This window comes from Pedobacter sp. (genome assembly GCF_039594775.1).
Lineage (GTDB): Bacteria > Bacteroidota > Bacteroidia > Sphingobacteriales > Sphingobacteriaceae > Pedobacter.
The window spans coordinates 359,738-377,565 of the sequence record NZ_JBCNMT010000003.1; the positions used below are offsets into that span (position 1 = coordinate 359,738).

Below are 17,828 nucleotides of genomic sequence, written 5' to 3' on the forward strand. Positions count from 1 at the left end.
CGGCAAAATGAGCATACCTACAGTACGTGTCTTATATATAGATGATGAGGAAAACAACCTTCAAGCATTTAGGGCAAGTTTTAGGCGCCAGTATGAAATTTATACCGCAATATCAGCAGCAGAAGGTCTTCTGATCCTACAAAATGTAGATGTACATGTAGTGATTGCCGATCAGAAAATGCCAAACACTACTGGCGTCGAGTTTTTTAAGAGCATTGTTGAAACACATCCAGATCCAATTCGTATCCTTTTAACCGGTTATACCGATATTGAGGCCCTAGCAGACGCCATTAACCATGGCGATATTTATAGATACATTACCAAACCATGGAACGATCTGGAGCTTCACAACTCTATCAAAAATGCGTACGATGCCTATAAAGCGAAAATAGACCTTCGTAACAAGATGACCGAGCTAGAGAAAACAAACGACGAGCTCAACCGGTTCATCTATAGCATTTCGCATGAGTTAAGAGCACCATTGGTATCCGTTATCGGGATTATCAATTTGGTAAAAATGGAAGATCTATATCATTCTAGTGGTGAATATTGGAGTTTGATAGAAACCTGTTCCAACAAACTAGACTATTATATCCAAAAAACCTTACAATATTACAAGAACACCAAAGATGTTCCTGACCATAGTGAAATAAACTTTAAACAACTCATTAACGAGTTAATTGAACTACATACCTATTCCGATAAGGATACCGGATTTAATGTAAATATTAACCAAAATGTTAAATTTGTAGGTGACGCTTTCAGAATTGAAGTAATATTAAGTAATCTTATTTCCAACGCCATCAAGTATCAGAAAAGCAATGAGCTTAACAAAACGGTAAATATTGATATTGATGTCACCGAACATCATGCAAATATCAATATCAACGACAATGGAATGGGTATCCTTAAAGAGCACCTCGAAAAAATCTTTACCCAATTCTTTAAAAGCAAAATGCATCACGGAAGTGGCCTAGGACTTTTCATTGTAAAAGAAGCTTTAAATAAGATTAATGGTACAATTAACGTTAGCTCAAATATAGAAGATGGTACCACCTTTAAAATAACCATACCAAATGCCAAATAAGACTGGAAAAGTGTTGCTGATTGACGACAATGATATTGACCTAAAAATCAACTATAAAATTATTAAACTGTCGGGCTTTTTTGAAGAGATTATCCTATGCCAATCAGGAGAGGAAGGAATTGATTATATCAACAGAAATCTTAGCGAGCCCGAATTATGGCCTGATTTTATTCTATTGGATATACAGATGCCGGAAATGGATGGCTTCGAATTTTTAGAGGTATATAAGAATTTCTCAAGAGAGTTTTTGGACCATTGTAAATTGGCAATCCTGTCTTCGACACTTGATTTTGGGGATATTAAAAAAGCAGAAGCAAATCCATTGGTGTTAAAACTATTGAAAAAGCCTTTATACCCTAACGAGCTACAGACCTTATTGCACAAGCATTCAACCCTGATGGGCATATAAGGTATCCGTTAAAAATATTTAAAAGGCTAGCTTAATATCTCTAGGCTGGCTTTTTATTTTATTCGACTGAATTTCAATTTGTTGAAACACACACTCCTTGTCTAACATATTAAATTCTAAGGTCTCCAATAACAAACCTGTTTCTGTTTTTATTTCAAGCTTATGCTTACCTACAGGAACGTCCTTAACCACAAATACATTCACAAGTTCACTAGGTTTTTTAAGATCCCTACAATCATTAACAGGACTAGGTCTATTGGTAGCCACAAGCTCAAGCAAGCCGCTCTCCACACCATTAATGAAAAAACGGAGACTTATGGTTTTATTGCCATTATATTTAACACCAACGGCATATTGCCCTAGTTTTTTGTTATAATTATCTTTATCGCAGGAAGAAAATAAAAAGAGGGTAATAAGCAATAGAAAAATCGAGGCGTTGATTTTTTTTAACATGGTGAGATTTAGATAGTTTTTTGTTGCCGGCAAATATGTACAATATTTTAAAAAGAGCCAATACCTAAATGTAGGTATTTGAGCTTGGTCAAATAGATTTTACAAATCTATCTGCAATTTTCCACCGTACCGTAAGCGCTATGTGTATGCGGAGACAAAAAAGGAATATTTAGGTTGGCAGCCCTTAAAATAAAAAGTGCACCTATAGATAAGGCAAACCATGGTATTAATTTTTGGCTATTGAACCTAAAATACTTCTTTAAATAAACACCACCCAAAGAAACAAATAACATTAAGGGAGCGGTACCCAAGCCAAAAAGCAACATAAAACCTGCTCCCGAACCTGAATTTGCCGAACTAAGTGCTGTTGCCAAAGCTAAGTAGACCATTCCACAGGGAATCAGCCCATTTAACATGCCTGCAAATAAACCCCATAGCGGCAATTTAAATACCTTTCCCATTACTTTGCTTATAGGCACCACCAAACGGCTCTGCAAGCGCTGTAAAGAGGCCGTATACCTCCCGGTAAGTTGCAATACCGTAAAAGTAATTAGCAAAATGCCAATGATTAGGCTTAAAGTTTCCTGCTTTGCAAAAACAGAGAACGTATTTCCAAGTAAGCCAACCAATAAACCCAAAATGGTATAGGTGCCAATTCTTCCAATTTGATAGAGTGCCACTTGCAACACATTGCGCCAGCTATGGTAGCCATTTAAAGGTAGGCCCAATACGATCGGCCCGCACATTACAGCGCAATGTATGCTACCCAAAAAACCCATCAAAAAAGCAAGCGGCAGTAAACTCATATGGTGATTTCTTTTACAAACAAATAATCTTTACCATTGGTACGCCATTTCAATTTTAACGACCATAAGCCTTTATCTAAATGAGTAGCATCAACAATAACCAAGTGGGCATCCCCTATGGTTTTGCCCTTGCTGTTCACATCTTTTTTTGCTTCCGATGGCCTCATAAGTGTCAACTCATAATCAGCGGCATCTTTTAGCTGCAAAATCACCTGGCTTTTGCTGATCTTAATGATAGGTACTGCATCGTCATTTAAAGTATTGCTTTTAGCGGCATATTCCTGGTCATAGTTAATGCCTTTCTCATAGTAATCGTCTTCTACCAAAGCATCATTACCGTGGGTTTTAAACATATATACCACCATGCTAATAATAAACAGCATAAATGCCGCCATTCCTAAAACTATCTTTGTGCCCCAGTTCATTTTTTTTTAGTATTTAGTATTTAGTAGTTAGATGTTAGTAGTTAGATATTACTATTTGGATATGTTTAATCGTCACGCTATTCTCATTCCCCCTCTCCTAAAGGGGTGCCCAACGGGCGGGAGTTTCTATTGTTTAATTGGTTAATCGTTTAACTGCTTAATTGTTAATTGCTTTCCTACATCGTTATCTCAATCGTAATTCGTAAATCTAAAATCGTAAATTCAACTATGGTTGCGAAAAAAAGGTTGTACTTGTACTACTGATCACTTTCCCTTCTGCCTCTACTTCAAACTTAACTTTTGTTTTAAACTCTTCAATATCCTTGGCTTTCTTAATTAAAAAGAAGGTTAAATGTGCCGTTCCTTCTTTAGGCAAAATAGTATCGGCCTGTATCCATTGAATTTTATCCAGTTCATTTGCCGACTTAAATATAAACTTCATATCTCTATTGGTTTTATTGATCAGTTCAGCATTATATAAATTGGCAATGCTCCCATCCGGTCTTTTCTGATATAAAGTTCCGCTTGCTCTTAATACCGTGGTTTGCACATCCTCTCTTTTATAAATTAACGAGGAGAAAATAATGATCACCAATATTAAGATAACGGAATAACCGTAGGCTTTAGCTCCTACCTTAAAAGGATTTCTGTTCTTAATAAAATCATGGTTATAAAAGCCGATCAGCTTTTTAGGTTTGTTGATCTTCAGCATCACTTCATCACAGGCATCAATACAAGCGGTACAGTTTACACATTCCAATTGCGTTCCTTTTCTGATATCAATACCTGTTGGACAAACCTGCACACATAGGCCACAATCAATACAATCACCTTTTAAACTTTGGTCTTGGCTTTTTTGTATATGCCCTCTTGGTTCGCCCCTCGTTTCGTCATAGGCCACAATTAGACTTTTATTGTCTAACAACACACCCTGTAGCCTTCCATAAGGACAAATAACGGTACACACCACTTCTCTTACATAGGAAAATACCCCATAAAAAATGAACGTAAAAATCCAAATAGAGATAAAACCAACGGTATGTTCTTCAATAGGTTCGGTAATGATCTTATACAACGCATCGGAGCCTATGATGTAGGCCAAAAAGATATTTGCAATGAGAAATGATATGGTTAGGAACAAAAAGTGCTTAAATCCTTTCTTAAATACTTTCTCGGCGTTCCACTCCTGTGCGTCCAGTTTCTTTTGCTGGTTGGCATCACCTTCAATCCAATACTCAATGCGCCTGAATACCATTTCCATAAAAATGGTCTGCGGACAAGCCCAACCACACCACAACCTGCCTAAAACTACCGTAAAGCACACAATAAACAAAATAAAGATCAGCATGGCCAAAGCAAACAGGTAAAAGTCCTGCGGGGTAAAGATCAGGCCGAAAAAAACGAACTTCCTTTCCAAAAAATTGAGCAACACCAATTGCTCGCCGTTTAATTTGATAAAAGGACTCGAAAATAAAAGCAGGAGCAATACGTAGCTCACCCATTTCCTCTTGTTGTATAAACTACCTTGAGGTTTTTTAGGGTAAATGAACGTTCTGCCCCCAATCTTTTGGTCATTGTTTTGTTGTTTTGCCATTACTCGCTCTTCATTACTACTGCCTGTCGTTACTTCCTCATCTCCTACTTGTCATTCTGAGCAAAGCGAAGAATCTCTATGAGATATCTATGAGATTCCTCCTAACGTCGGAATGACAAATAGTCTAAATTTCTCCGTTTCGCTACGCTCAGAATGACAAGACCTTAATTGGCCGCGGTTTCTCCCTCAGCAGCCGCTGGATCGTATTTCTCACCTTGAGGTGCTTTCGGATTAGCCGGCTTGGTACCTTGCAGTGATAAGATGTAATTGGTTACCGCACTAATATTGGCCGAACTCATGTTCTTTTCCCAGCTTACCATGCCTTTTTCAGGTACCCCATATTTCACCACCTTAAAAATGTCCTTCACACCACCACCGTGCAACCAAAATTCATCGGTAAGGTTAGGGCCAACTAAGCCCTCTCCATGTTGACCATGACAGGCTACACAATTGGCATTAAATATCCCTTTACCTACTTCAATTTGCGAAGGGTCTACCTTTACACTATTCTCATCTACCGAAGAGGCATTTTTAGCCAAGTACTGCTGTTTGGCTAAATCGGCCTTGGTCATTTCGGTTTTATACTCATCATCCTGTCTTTCACCGTATTCGCCAATATGATAATAGTATAAATAGCCAGCTGCAAAAATGAGTGTGCCATAAAACAATACGTTAAACCAGGTAGGAACAGGGTTATTCAATTCCTTAATGCCATCGTAAGCATGTGGAATTTCCAGGTCCTTTTCTGCCGAGAGCGGCTTTAGGCTCAACAACTTGGTCCAAATGGTTGGCCTATCTGCTTTTTGTTTTTTCCACTCCTCATAATCCAAAGCCTTTTCTTGGTGTTTCACATAAGGTGTAGGGTTTAATTTTTCCTTATAAATTACCTTAAAGCTGTTGTATAAGGTAATGGCCACAAATAGCAGGATAATGGAAAATACCAAAAGTGTAATGATCAACAGTTCGGTAGTGCTGATCCCCAACGATGGTTCTGGGATCACTACGGGTGTTTCCTCTGCTGCAGCTGCGGCTCCCTGTGCGAAGGTACCCAAGGTGGACACCAACATCATTATCAATAAACTAAACTTCTTCATACTCATCAGGTTGAGGTTCGTTAATAGGTAGGTTACTCATTTCTATAATATGGGTCTTGTTCATTTTAATGAGGTAAATGCCTACCATAATGAAGAAAACCATGAATATCAGCAGTGAAGCGATCAGGTAAAACTCACCTCCTGCCAAATCTTTTATTTGCTTAAACATAATTTTACTGGTTAGATGGAATAGTGGTTTTATTAGCTTTAATATCGGTACCCATACGCTGTAGGTAAGCAATCAGGGCAATGATCTCTCGATCACTTTTCACCTCAATGTTATTCTGTTTCAAGTCGGCCGCGATGGCTTCGGCCTGCTCTTTCAGCTTTGCCTGTGCCACTTGATCAAAATTCTCTCTGTAAGGCACACCTAAAGTTTGCATGGCCCTAATCTTGGCTTCCGTTTGGCTAACATCTAACTTTTGGGTAATTAACCATGGGTACGGTGGCATAATACTGCCTGGCGACATAGATGTAGGATCAAGCATGTGGTTATAATGCCATGCATTAGAATACTTACCACCTATGCGGTGCAGATCAGGTCCGGTACGCTTACTGCCCCATAAAAACGGGTGATCGTAAACAAACTCCCCTGCTTTACTATATTCGCCGTAACGCTCGGTTTCTGATCTAAACGGACGGATGGTTTGCGAGTGGCAGTTCACACATCCCTCTCTGATGTATAGATCCCTGCCTTCCAGTTCAAGTGGTGTGTAAGGTTTCACACTAGAAATAGTTGGTACATTGCTTTCTATGGTAAAGGTTGGCATCATTTCTACCATCCCGCCAATTAAAATCACGATCATAGAAAGCACCATGAATTTCATTGGTTTACGTTCCAATACTCGGTGCCATTTTTTATCTGCAGCATCTTCGTGGGTAACCACTTTTTCCAAAGCCATTGCTTCTGCTGCTTCATTGGCCACTAGCTTACCTCTTAACATGGTTTTAGCCAAGTTGTAAGTCATTACAATAGCGCCCAATAGGTACAATGCACCACCAATAGAACGTAAAATGTGCATTGGAATGATCTGTAAGGTAGTGGTTAAAAAGTTTGCGTATTTCAATAATCCTTCTGGTGTAAATTCTTTCCACATTAAACCTTGTGTAAAACCTGCCCAATACATTGGAATAGCATAGAACAAAATACCCAGGGTACCAATCCAGAAGTGGAACGATGCCAGTTTTTTAGAATACAGCTCTGTTTTATAAATACGTGGTATTAACCAATATAAGATACCGAAGGTTAAGAAACCATTCCAGCCCAAAGCTCCTACGTGTACGTGTGCTACAATCCAGTCGGTAAAGTGTGCAATCCCATTAATTTGTTTTAGGGATAACATAGGCCCTTCAAAGGTGGCCATACCATAAGCGGTTAGCGCCACTACCATGAATTTCAAGGTTACGTCTTCACGAACCTTATCCCAGGCGCCGCGTAAGGTTAACAATCCGTTGATCATACCGCCCCAGCTTGGTGCAATAAGCATAACTGAGAAAGCTACCCCTAATGATTGTGCCCAACCTGGTAACGAAGTATATAACAAATGGTGTGGTCCTGCCCAAATGTAGATGAAGATCAACGACCAAAAGTGCAGGATACTCAATTTATAAGAATATACCGGACGGTTGGCCATTTTAGGCAAAAAGTAGTACATCATTCCCAGATACGGCGTGGTTAAGAAAAATGCCACCGCATTGTGCCCGTACCACCATTGCACCAAGGCATCCTGTACCCCGGCAAAAACATAATAACTTTTTAGGAACGAAATAGGCAACTGAAAAGAGTTTACGATATGCAATACCGCAATGGTGACGAACGTGGCTATGTAAAACCAAATGGCCACGTACAAATGACGTTCTCTACGCTTGATAATGGTACCAAACATGTTCACCCCAAACACTACCCAAATTAAGGTAATGGCAATATCAATGGGCCACTCCAGCTCGGCATACTCATGTGAGGAGGTAATGCCCAAAGGCAGTGTAATTACCGCCGACACAATGATGAGCTGCCAGCCCCAAAAATGGATATTGCTTAACACGTTGCTAAACATACGGGCTTTTAACAGGCGTTGTAACGAGTAGTAAACGCCCATAAAAATGGCATTGCCCACAAAGGCAAAAATTACCGCGTTGGTGTGTAATGGCCTAATACGACCAAAAGTGGTGTACTGGCTGCCCATGTTCATTTCGGGCTTAAATAGTTGCATGGCAACAAGCAGTCCAACCAGCATTCCAATAATGCCCCATACAATGGTGGCGATACCGAAATTTCGAACGATCTTGTTGTCGTAGGTAAATTTTTCTAGCTGCATAATGATTAGAAATAGATTTGTTATAATGTTTGAAGCAAAGTTATTGTGGCCACTACCCGTGGCTCATGATGAGCATTAGTCGGAAATATGATCTTTATCACTTTTTTCGGCTTCCACTTCATCATCAAAAAGTATGCGTACGCTGGGCGTATAAACGTCGTCGTGCTGACCGTTTTTTAGCGCCCAAAAGAAAGCCCCCAGAAATATCAATGCCACCAGTACGCTACAGCCGATTAAAAAATATAGTATGGTCATGTTTTTAGGGATTAGGAGTTAGTTGTTAGTTGTTAGTTGCTAGTTGTTAGTGGTTAGGGGTTAGTTGCTAGTGGTTAGGTATTAGTTTATTGGTAATTGTTTTATCTATGATTGTCTAACTGGTTATTCAAACTTGTTTGTCATTCCGAGGGAAGTGCAGCGACGAGGAATCTCTATATAGTTGTTTAAACTCTTATCCCGCAGATTACCTCGATTTTTAGTAATTAGTTGTTAGTGATTAGGATTTGTTCATTAGTTCAATTGTTCACTGGTTCATTAACAGGTATTGTTGTCATTCAGCTTATCCTGATCTATCGGGAGCGCAGTCCTTGTCATTCTGAGCCTGTCAAAGACCGCGAAGCAGCTACGAAGTAAATCTCCTGTATAACCTTTTAATTTTATTCCCGCAGATTACCCTGATTTGTCCGCTGATTGTTTTAGTGGCTAGTGATTAGGGGTTAGTCTGTTAAATCATTGTTTAATTGGTTGTTGTAAACTGAAAACTGTTAACTGGTTAGTAGTTTAATTGAATATTGTTCATTAACCTTCTGCCGCTCATCTTACTTCTCTCTCCTTCTTAGGGAGAGATGCCCAAAGGGCAGAGAGGGTTAACCTCTCCCTAATCCTCTCCTTTAAAAAGAGAGGGAATTCGGCACTGCTAGCTACTTCAACCCATTCCTCCTTGCAAAATACCTGGTGGCCAAACTGGTAAAACTGATAATGGTAATGGTACTAATGGGCATCAATATGGCGGCTACCAAGGGGTATAAAGTGCCTTGTACGGCATAGTAAACCCCAATTAAATTATAGGCAGTGGCAATGGCAAAGCTTATTTTAATGGTCTTTAGCCCATCGCGGCTCAATTGGATAAATTTGGGCAATAAGCCTATAGCACTGCCTTTCATAATGGCATCGCAGCCTGGGGTAAAGTTGTTGATGTTATCGGTAATGGCAATTCCAAAATTGGCCTGTTTAAGCGCCCCTGCATCGTTAAGGCCGTCGCCCAACATCATCACCTGCTTATGGCCTGCCTGTAGGGCTTTTATTTCGGCTAGCTTTTGGTGTGGACTTTGGTTAAATAATAAAGGCGTTGAGGGTTTAAATACTGATTTCAACAGCTTTTCGTCCTTGTTTGTATCGCCAGAAAGTACTTTAAGGTCAAAATCATTATCTAGCTCATTGATCAGCGGAGCAATCCCTTCTCTCCATTGTTGGTCTACGGTAAAACAACCTTTATACTCTTCGTCTATTACAATATGTACACCGCTATGGTCTTTGGCGGGCACATCAAAAGGCATGGCACGTTTACTACCTGCATAAACCATACTACCATTTACTACCCCCATAATTCCTTTGCCCAACACCTCATTATATTTGGCAATGGCATAAATTTTACTAGGGTTAAGTACTTTAAGCACTTGTCGGCTCAATGGATGCGAAGAATTATATAACAGCGAGGCTACCAATAGCTTCTCTCCTGCCGATAAACTGCCTTCAAACCTGATTTCAGACTGATGGGTACTGGTTAACGTTCCTGTTTTATCGAAAACAATGGTATCAATAGCGGCCAATTGCTCTAAAGCATCGGTATTTTTTACATAAAACCCTTTTTTATCGAATACTGAAAGAATGGCCGACAGGGTAAAAGGCGTGCTTAGGGCCAATACACAAGGACAGGCCACGATCACCACGGCGGTAAAGGCCGACCATGCCTTGATGCTATCATTTTGCCATAGCCAGTAGGCTGTAGCGGCAAAGGCAATTACAAATACCCCTATGCTGAAATACTTGGCAATGCTATCGTTAAAGTTCTGTTTCTTAACATCGCTCTTGTAAAACTCTTTGTTCCATAAACCGGTTAAGTAACTTTGCGAAGCCGGTTTTACCACCTCAAGCTCTATCGCTTCGCCCATCTGTCTACCTCCAGCATACACAATTTCACCCAAAACCTTCTGCTGGGGTTCGGCTTCGCCAGTTACAAAACTCATGTCCAGCCAAGCATCTCCCTTCATTAAGATGGCATCGGCTGGCACCAATTCACCATTGCGGATCAATAGTCGATCCCCAACAACTATCTCGCTAATGGCTACCGGTTTTTCCCGGTGATCTTCAAGGGTGGTAATGGCGATGGGAAAATAAGAGCGATAGTCCCTATCAAACGAAATATGATGATAGGTACGCTGTTTAACCCATTTTCCCATTAGCAACAGGAATACCAATCCTGTAAGGGTATCGCCAAAACCTGGCCCTGTGTTAAATACGGTTGAAATAGCAGTACGGATAAACAGTACTGCTATAATGAGCGCTAGAGGCGTATCTAGATTAACAAATTTTTGTTTTAAACTGGCAATGGCCGAAGTAAAGTAATCTTTGGCACAGTAAAAGGTTACCGGAATACAAAAGGCCAGGTTTAGCCAGGCAAATAAGTGTTGGAATTCCTTTTCCAAGGCCGATAGGCCGAAATACTCGGGAAAGCTGAACAGCATTACGTTGCCCATACAAAAACCGGCAATGGCAATTTTCCAGATCAGCTGCTTATTTACCGAGTTGCTCTTCTCCTTTACTACATCCTGCAGGCTAATAAGGGGTTCATAGCCTATCTGGTTCAGTATTTCAACCACTTTGCGCAACGAAACTTGTTCGTGCTTATAGCTAATGGTTACCTCTTTCTTTAAAAAGTCGATACGTGAACTAAAAATAGCGGGATTGATCTTGTATAAATGTTCCAACAACCAAATGCACGAACTGCAATGGATGGCCGGAATATAAAAGGTAACAATGGTGTTTTCCTTGTCTTTGTAGTTGATCAGCTGTGCAATAATGGGTGCCTCGTCCAAATATTCATAATGACCTTCTTCCTTTACACGTTGTCCAGGAGAATCGTTATAAGCATAATAATTGCACATGTTGTTTTCAGATAGGATCTGATAAACGCTTTGGCAACCTATGCAGCAAAAGTCTTTCTGATCATAGCTTAATTTAACGGCGGGCAATTGATCGCCGCAGTGGTAGCAAACTGAACTTTGATGTATGACGGTTGAATTGCTCATTTTCCTTCTAATTGATTTTAGTTCAAATTCTATCAAACAGCCCCTGAAACAGGTTCAGGGTGACGATCATTAACCATCCGTCATGCTGACTACGAAGTAGCTGCTAAGCACTTTAATCAGCATCAGTTCTATAGGTTTCATTTCATCATCTATGTGCCTATGTGGTTAATGATTTAGTTTTCAATTATTGTACTATTATTTGAAACACATAGTTACATAGCCCTTATCTTCTATTCTTTTAAATTCTATCCAGTAGACCCTGAAACAAGTTCAGGGTGACGATTATTAACCATCCGTCATGCTGAATTTAGTTCAGCATCAGTTTGCATTTTTCAATTATTGTACTATTATTTGAAACATATAGATACATAGATGATATCCGTATTTCTTATTGTTTATTCTATCTGTGTAGGTGGTAATTTTATATTCGAATTAAATAGCTGCACTAAACAATTGCGTTTGCGGCTGTTGCTGCCATAAGCGATCGTCAAAGGCCATACAGGTATTGCGTAAAAAAGACCTGCCCAAAGGCAATATCTTTACTTCCCTGTTTCTAATGGCCACCAACCTGTCCTCGATCATGGGCTGCAAACGTTGCATTACCTGGGCGGGAACCTCGGTTTCAAAACAAGTACTGTTCTGGCACATCAGGCTCAAAATATGCCTTCTAATGCTCAAATCCTCCGCATCAAGCAAGTGCCCTTTCTGCACTGCCAAAACACCGTCCTTAATGTATTGCTTATACTCTTCTACAGTTTTGGCATTCTGCGCAAAGGCAGTTCCACAATCGCTGATAGAGGACACTCCAAGCCCTAACAGTATCTGCGTATGCTGATCGGTGTAGCCCATAAAGTTGCGATGTAACTTGTTTTGTTGATAGGCAATAAACAAACTATCTGTTGGTAAAGCAAAATGATCCATGCCAATTTCTTCATAACCAGCTGCCACCAACATTTCCCTGCCTTTTTGGTACAGGGCAAATTTTTCGTTACCCTGCGGAATATCGGCTTCCGTAAAATGGCGTTGTCCGGCCTTGATCCAAGGCACGTGGGCATAGCTGTAAAAAGCAATACGATCTGGCTTTAAGCCGATCACTTCATCAATGGTTCTGGTCAACCCTTCCATGTTTTGTCCCGGTAGGCCATAGATCAGGTCGTAGTTGATAGATTGATAGCCCATCTTCCTGGCCAGCTCGGTAATATGTTTTACCTGTGCAGGTGTTTGGTAACGGTTGATCATATACTGCACCTTGGGATCAAAATCCTGTATGCCCAAGCTTAGGCGTTTAAACCCAAGGCTGTATAAGGTCTGCAGATGTTCGGCGGTAGTATTATCGGGGTGTCCCTCAAAGGAACAGGCCGCTTCGGTATCAAACTGGGCCGCTCCGGCAATGCTTTGCAACAGTTGCTGTAAATTAGTGGCACTAAAAAAAGTAGGTGTACCGCCGCCCAGGTGTATCTCCTTGATCTTGGGCTGTTCGCCCAATAAGGCTACATACATTTTCCATTCCTGTAACAAGGCTTCAATGTAGGGCAATTCTACCCCGTGATTTTTGGTAATGCGGGTATTGCAGCCACAATAGGTGCATAGGCTTTCGCAAAAAGGCAGGTGAATGTAAAGACTGATCCCTTCTTCTCTGTGTTGGGCATAGGCGCTCAACAATCTCGATTTCCACTGCCCCTCGTTAAAGTGCTGGTTGTTCCAATAAGGTACGGTGGGGTAACTGGTGTATCGTGGAGCGGCAATGTTGTACTTGCGCAAAAGCTCAGTGGTTTCCATTTTGCTCCTTTTTTTTAAGTGATGCTCCACAGTCGTTTGGACAGCAACAAGCCTTGCCTACGCATTTGCCTGCAGCCCAATTGTCTAAGTTCTTGACCACCTGTTGCATACGGGGCATAGCAAAATCTTCACCTTCCCTAAAAGGAACATTGGCAATTTTAAGGCCTGCCTTTCCGGCAGCAATCAGGTCAATATGCTTGGTTTCAAAGGACGATGTTGCAATGTACTTAATGCCCAAAGCGCTTAAGCCCATGATCAGCTCTTCACTCAGTGGGTCTTCATTAAACACGATCAGCACTTCCTTGCCCTGTGCAAAAGGTAGTGTTTCGCCACTTAGGCTGTTGGCTATAATGGTAATATCATGTTTTTTATGATTGGCCAGTACTAGGCATTCTTTTTCCTCGGGTTTAATATTGTAGGCAATAGCTTTCATCCGTTCTTGTTATGTACCTACAAAACTAGCTAGCCCCCCATCCTCACGAGTTGAGCGTAGTTATTGGAAAAAGTGATATTCGTCACAAACGTGGTTAGTCCTTGGTTAGTGGTTAGTGGATAGTATTTAGTAGTTAGATATTAGTATTTAGTAGTTAGATGGGCTGTTCCCCAAATTCCCTCGTTGAATTGGTTAATTGCTCATTTCTCTCCTACAACGTCATCTCGACCGTCGTAGTTGTCATCCTGCCTGTCCCGATTCATCGGGGAGCCTGTCGAAGGATCTCTATAAAGCATAAACAAAACCCACCAACTGTTATACGATTAGCAGTCGAGCTGGCAATGACGAATAACCAGCAGATACAGTAAAAACCAAATAGCATCAACTCTATCACTCCGTTTCCGCTTTCCACTGTAGTTTCAATCGTCGTACATATTCAAAAGTCTTATAATAAAGCAGCGTTAAACAAAAAAAGATATTCGATTTCAGTAAAAAAGCTCCCGCAATGGTCAATGGATCCAACGAAAAATCAACACCAACAAACTCCCTTTGATTTGAAGTATACAGTATCATCACAATCTCCAAAGGAACCAACAATACCAAACCAATCATTGGTCTTAAAAACGGGTGGTACCTAAATTTAGGTTTTCTCAGTAATTGAGTGGCCACTATCCATAAAGTTGGCTGTAGCCAAAAACTAAACCAATAAGGTCCAAACATCCTATTGATGATTGCTGCACTATCTGGTTCTTCACTGGTCATTAAGGCCCCGATCACCACCATGATCCACAAGCCCAAAAACACTAGCCCCAAACAGATAGTAAAACTGCAAAATACCCTATTCAACAATTTCATCTGAGCTCTTTTTGGAAATAGGAATCCTAAAGGATATAATATAGAAATTATACCAAAAGTGGTAAACAAATCTTGTTGGATAACCCTATTGATATAGAAGATGATTTGGAGCATTTAATTAATGGTTAACAAATATAATGATATTATTTTCTATAATTCACTATATCATAACCTAATACAAAGAGGACATCTCTGTTTACCACTCCGAATATTAATATATCGCTCGTAACACTTCCTTATGCTCCAATATCAAACCTTCGGCTTTCCTTACCACCTTATTTACCTCTTCTAAAAAGTCATGGAAATAACGATCTAAAGCCAGCTCATCATGGCAAAAAGTTTCAATGTCCTTCAACTCCTTAGGAAACCAGTAAAAACAAATATATTGCTCTGTAGGGTCCATATCATTTTGATCAAACTGCTGCAAGGCCGCCCTCAGCGTTGCTCTCGTTTTCTCATCGCCCGGAGCAATGGTGAAATAAAAAACAATGCTATCGGTTTTAATTAAAAACTCGAACAAAAAGGCTTCATTTTTCCAAGCACTGCTATTGTTGGGAATAACATCCTGTAACGATTGCGGTAAAAACCTCACATAGTTCTTTTGGCAGGTTTTCCTCACCCATCCAAACGAACCCAATTTCTTAGAAAAGTAATTCTGCAGCTCATTCAAAGGATTAGGCGTATGGTTCAAGATGAAATCGAACAGTTCCTTATGATTTAAATAAACCTCTCTGGCTAAATTATTTACTTCTCCGTTTCCCATAAAATTTGTTTTGATAGTTTCGATATAATCATTTAAATAAACCATTACCGAGGGCGATATGGCTTCATGATATGAACTGGTAATTAACTGTAAAATGGATACAATCCTTGCATAGGAGTAGTTCACATAAGCCTCATTCATACTGGCTTCTAAACCATAGGGCGTTAAAAAAACAAACACCTTTTTACTGTCCCTAAACTCCTTATCAATGGTTTCTTTGTACCTTTCCAATTGACGGTTACCTTCTCCAGACCATATCTTATTCTCAAAAACGACCACCAAATTTTCCATTTTGATCAGGATGTCGATGTTTTTCCATTCCCTAAACACCCTGGCCTTCTCCAATTTCAATTTGCCTATGGAAGTCACCGACACATCTTTGGCTCTTTCATCCAATAGAATATCCGACAGTACGAGTTTTAAAAATTTGGTTCCCAAACCGTGTGTTTGATTGGGATCCAATAACCAGCCCAAAAAATTAGAATGTCTAATTTCGCGATGGGCCAATCTAAGCGCATTGAAAATATTGGGCTTTTGGTATAGAAGCTCCAGCTTGATAAAATTAGGGTCTAAAAGTAAACTCGAATATTTACTCTCCAGTTGATGTTGTTTCATGAAAGGCGTTAAATCTTTTTATTCCATATGGGCAATCTGCCGTGTTGCAATTGGTATTGGCTGAGCAATGAAACTTCTAAATCTCTCGGAAAATCTTGGTCAAGCTCACCATAGGTTACATACCAACGTATTTCTATAACTTTGATCTGTTGGGCCAGCATTCTATTGGGCCAGGCAATTTTTCTCAGCACCCCATCTGTTTTACCTCTTAAAAACCGACCCCGCAAACCATCTTTACGATGGATAATTTCCCCTTTTTCACTCTTCCTTCCTGATATACCAATATAGATGAGCTCTCTTTTTCCCTTAACCGTCGCGTAAATTAAATATATGCCACTACCGCTTTTGGGCGCATTGCATACAGATGAAAGTCTGTCCTTCTGATTAAAAACAAAAATGCCTTTTTCTTTATATTTATTTAATTCGGCAAACATGGAGGTGTTAATATGGTCTTTTAAATAATTGCTTTGACCCTAAAAGCAATAAGCGTAATTTTTAAATATCATCAAATTGCTGAATAACATCTTGGGCTGTAATTGTTTTTCCCAAACTAATCATCGTTTCCACAATTTCTGATAAGTCTTTTTGATCTTTAATGCGATAAGCCAACAAATGTAACAATGCATCGGAACTGAGCAATATAAATCGCTTGATATCCGTACGCCAAGTAATATCATTTACAAAACTGTCAAAAGATGACTTAAAGCCATTACTCACAATAATAAACCCTATACGCTGTATGCCTTCCTTTTTGAGTTTAGGACAATAATAATTGATGTATTCCCTCATCGCTCTTTCATCTGAAGCCCCCATCATATAACCATTAGCATAAGCTTTGGCATCTACTATAAAAGCTACATTATCCTCTTTATGGATAGCGATTAAATCTGGCTCTCTACCCTTACCCTGTCCTAAAGATTCAATTACAAATCCTAACTGTTTAAATACCTCACAAACTGCTTTTTCATACTTGCTACCCTTTCCAGAGTTTGAATCTTCGATTTCTTTTCCTAATGCAATAAGGTTAGCTGTAATTCTTGGCACATAATCGTAAATATCAAAACTAGCCTGTGTTAATGCCGAGACAGACTGCTCCATAGTTATTTCTGTTTGCACTATTGGTATATTTACAGGCTTTTCTTTTTTAGGATAAGCGGTTACCGTTCTAAAATTCCAAAAAGCATGTTCAGCGTCCCAATTAGATACTACATGACCTGTATGTTTCGACAAAATCGACTTGATTTCTTCGTTTAAAGTGTAAAATTCTCTATAAGCTTCTTTCTGTGTCTTTGGACTTTCCCATAAACCAATATCGGTAAAAGAAACAATCATAGAGCTATACATAATGGGCCATTGCTGCGGATCATGTATTTGCCAAAAGTAAGATAGAAAATAGCCAATGCTCCCTGGATTAGGAGCTTTACGTTTATTAGGCGCCTTATTAAAGATGGCCGAAACATACTTATCTAATGCCTCAATTTTATTTAAAGCATCCTGTAAATCCTTAGGTTCAGCTACACATCCTTTTAAAAGCGTCGTAAGTTTTTGCATTTCAACCTCTCCTTCACTTGTTTTAAGTAAAAGGTTAAAAAACATTTGCCCCTTAATAGAGGTAAAACCCCAAAAATTATGTTGCTTATTGAAACTGTCAACAGCCGTTTTAAATTCGGCAATATCTATAGTTCCTGCAATAAATTCCTGAACAATGGCTTTCAAAGTAACAATAGCTTTTAACCTGTTGTTGTCTATATCATCGTAGGGTACTCCTTTAGTATCCAGTACAGTTTTGTTATCTGAAATGTATTGATCCCAAATAGTAGTAATTTGAGTTTGTGTACCTGCTGAAATCATTTTAATTTTTAAATTAAACCTAGTTTTATCGTCTTAAAAATAAC

Annotated in this window: 17 protein-coding genes; 2 read left to right on the forward strand and 15 right to left on the reverse strand. The window is 39.6% G+C overall.

Features of this window, described 5'->3' with window-relative positions; all coding sequences use genetic code 11:
• Positions 1–7: 7 nt before the first annotated feature.
• Positions 8–1,087 (forward strand): hybrid sensor histidine kinase/response regulator, encoded by a 1,080-nt coding sequence (locus tag ABDV71_RS11075; RefSeq protein WP_343532513.1) that lies wholly within the window; start codon positions 8–10, stop codon positions 1,085–1,087.
• Complete coding sequence (locus ABDV71_RS11080; RefSeq protein WP_343532514.1) at positions 1,077–1,496, forward strand: response regulator; 420 nt, start codon at positions 1,077–1,079, stop codon at positions 1,494–1,496. Before ABDV71_RS11075 ends, ABDV71_RS11080 begins: the two co-directional genes overlap by 11 nt.
• 18 nt (positions 1,497–1,514) lie before the next feature.
• Here ABDV71_RS11080 and ABDV71_RS11085 read toward each other — a convergent pair whose 3' ends face one another.
• The 15 genes from ABDV71_RS11085 to ABDV71_RS11155 form a co-directional block, all read right to left on the reverse strand.
• A complete protein-coding gene (locus ABDV71_RS11085; RefSeq protein ID WP_343532515.1) occupies positions 1,515–1,949 on the reverse strand; it encodes a hypothetical protein in 435 nt (144 codons plus the stop codon).
• Between the two features lie 107 nt (positions 1,950–2,056).
• Positions 2,057–2,755: a sulfite exporter TauE/SafE family protein gene (locus ABDV71_RS11090; protein ID WP_343532516.1), complete on the reverse strand. Its 699-nt coding sequence runs from the start codon at positions 2,753–2,755 to the stop codon at positions 2,057–2,059.
• Positions 2,752–3,180 (reverse strand): FixH family protein, encoded by a 429-nt coding sequence (locus tag ABDV71_RS11095; RefSeq protein ID WP_343532517.1) that lies wholly within the window; start codon positions 3,178–3,180, stop codon positions 2,752–2,754. The genes ABDV71_RS11090 and ABDV71_RS11095 overlap by 4 nt, the downstream gene beginning before the upstream one ends.
• 226 nt (positions 3,181–3,406) lie before the next feature.
• Positions 3,407–4,774: a cytochrome c oxidase accessory protein CcoG gene (gene ccoG, locus ABDV71_RS11100; protein ID WP_343532518.1), complete on the reverse strand. Its 1,368-nt coding sequence runs from the start codon at positions 4,772–4,774 to the stop codon at positions 3,407–3,409.
• 164 nt (positions 4,775–4,938) lie between these two features.
• The gene (locus ABDV71_RS11105) at positions 4,939–5,868 is read right to left on the reverse strand and encodes a cbb3-type cytochrome c oxidase N-terminal domain-containing protein (protein ID WP_343532519.1); all 930 of its coding nucleotides are present in this window, start codon (positions 5,866–5,868) and stop codon (positions 4,939–4,941) included.
• On the reverse strand, positions 5,855–6,037 hold the full coding sequence (locus ABDV71_RS11110) for a hypothetical protein (RefSeq protein WP_343532520.1): 183 nt from the start codon (positions 6,035–6,037) through the stop codon (positions 5,855–5,857). Before ABDV71_RS11110 ends, ABDV71_RS11105 begins: the two co-directional genes overlap by 14 nt.
• A 4-nt stretch (positions 6,038–6,041) precedes the next feature.
• On the reverse strand, positions 6,042–8,183 hold the full coding sequence (ccoN, locus tag ABDV71_RS11115) for a cytochrome-c oxidase, cbb3-type subunit I (RefSeq protein WP_343532521.1): 2,142 nt from the start codon (positions 8,181–8,183) through the stop codon (positions 6,042–6,044).
• A 75-nt stretch (positions 8,184–8,258) separates the two neighbouring features.
• Positions 8,259–8,438 (reverse strand): cbb3-type cytochrome oxidase assembly protein CcoS, encoded by a 180-nt coding sequence (ccoS, locus tag ABDV71_RS11120; protein WP_343532522.1) that lies wholly within the window; start codon positions 8,436–8,438, stop codon positions 8,259–8,261.
• Positions 8,439–9,100: 662 nt separating this feature from the next.
• The gene (locus ABDV71_RS11125; protein WP_343532523.1) at positions 9,101–11,488 is read right to left on the reverse strand and encodes a heavy metal translocating P-type ATPase metal-binding domain-containing protein; all 2,388 of its coding nucleotides are present in this window, start codon (positions 11,486–11,488) and stop codon (positions 9,101–9,103) included.
• Positions 11,489–11,920: 432 nt separating this feature from the next.
• A complete protein-coding gene (gene hemN / locus ABDV71_RS11130) occupies positions 11,921–13,267 on the reverse strand; it encodes an oxygen-independent coproporphyrinogen III oxidase (protein WP_343532524.1) in 1,347 nt (448 codons plus the stop codon).
• Entirely contained in the window at positions 13,254–13,700 is a 447-nt protein-coding gene (locus ABDV71_RS11135; RefSeq protein WP_343532525.1) for a lactate dehydrogenase, read from the reverse strand. The genes hemN and ABDV71_RS11135 overlap by 14 nt, the downstream gene beginning before the upstream one ends.
• Before the next feature lie 390 nt (positions 13,701–14,090).
• Positions 14,091–14,669: a hypothetical protein gene (locus tag ABDV71_RS11140; RefSeq protein ID WP_343532526.1), complete on the reverse strand. Its 579-nt coding sequence runs from the start codon at positions 14,667–14,669 to the stop codon at positions 14,091–14,093.
• Between the two features lie 97 nt (positions 14,670–14,766).
• Positions 14,767–15,933 (reverse strand): PD-(D/E)XK nuclease family protein, encoded by a 1,167-nt coding sequence (locus ABDV71_RS11145; RefSeq protein WP_343532527.1) that lies wholly within the window; start codon positions 15,931–15,933, stop codon positions 14,767–14,769.
• 8 nt (positions 15,934–15,941) lie between these two features.
• Positions 15,942–16,367: a hypothetical protein gene (locus ABDV71_RS11150; protein WP_343532528.1), complete on the reverse strand. Its 426-nt coding sequence runs from the start codon at positions 16,365–16,367 to the stop codon at positions 15,942–15,944.
• 61 nt (positions 16,368–16,428) lie between these two features.
• Entirely contained in the window at positions 16,429–17,784 is a 1,356-nt protein-coding gene (locus ABDV71_RS11155) for a restriction endonuclease FokI C-terminal domain-containing protein (protein WP_343532529.1), read from the reverse strand.
• Positions 17,785–17,828 lie beyond the last annotated feature (44 nt).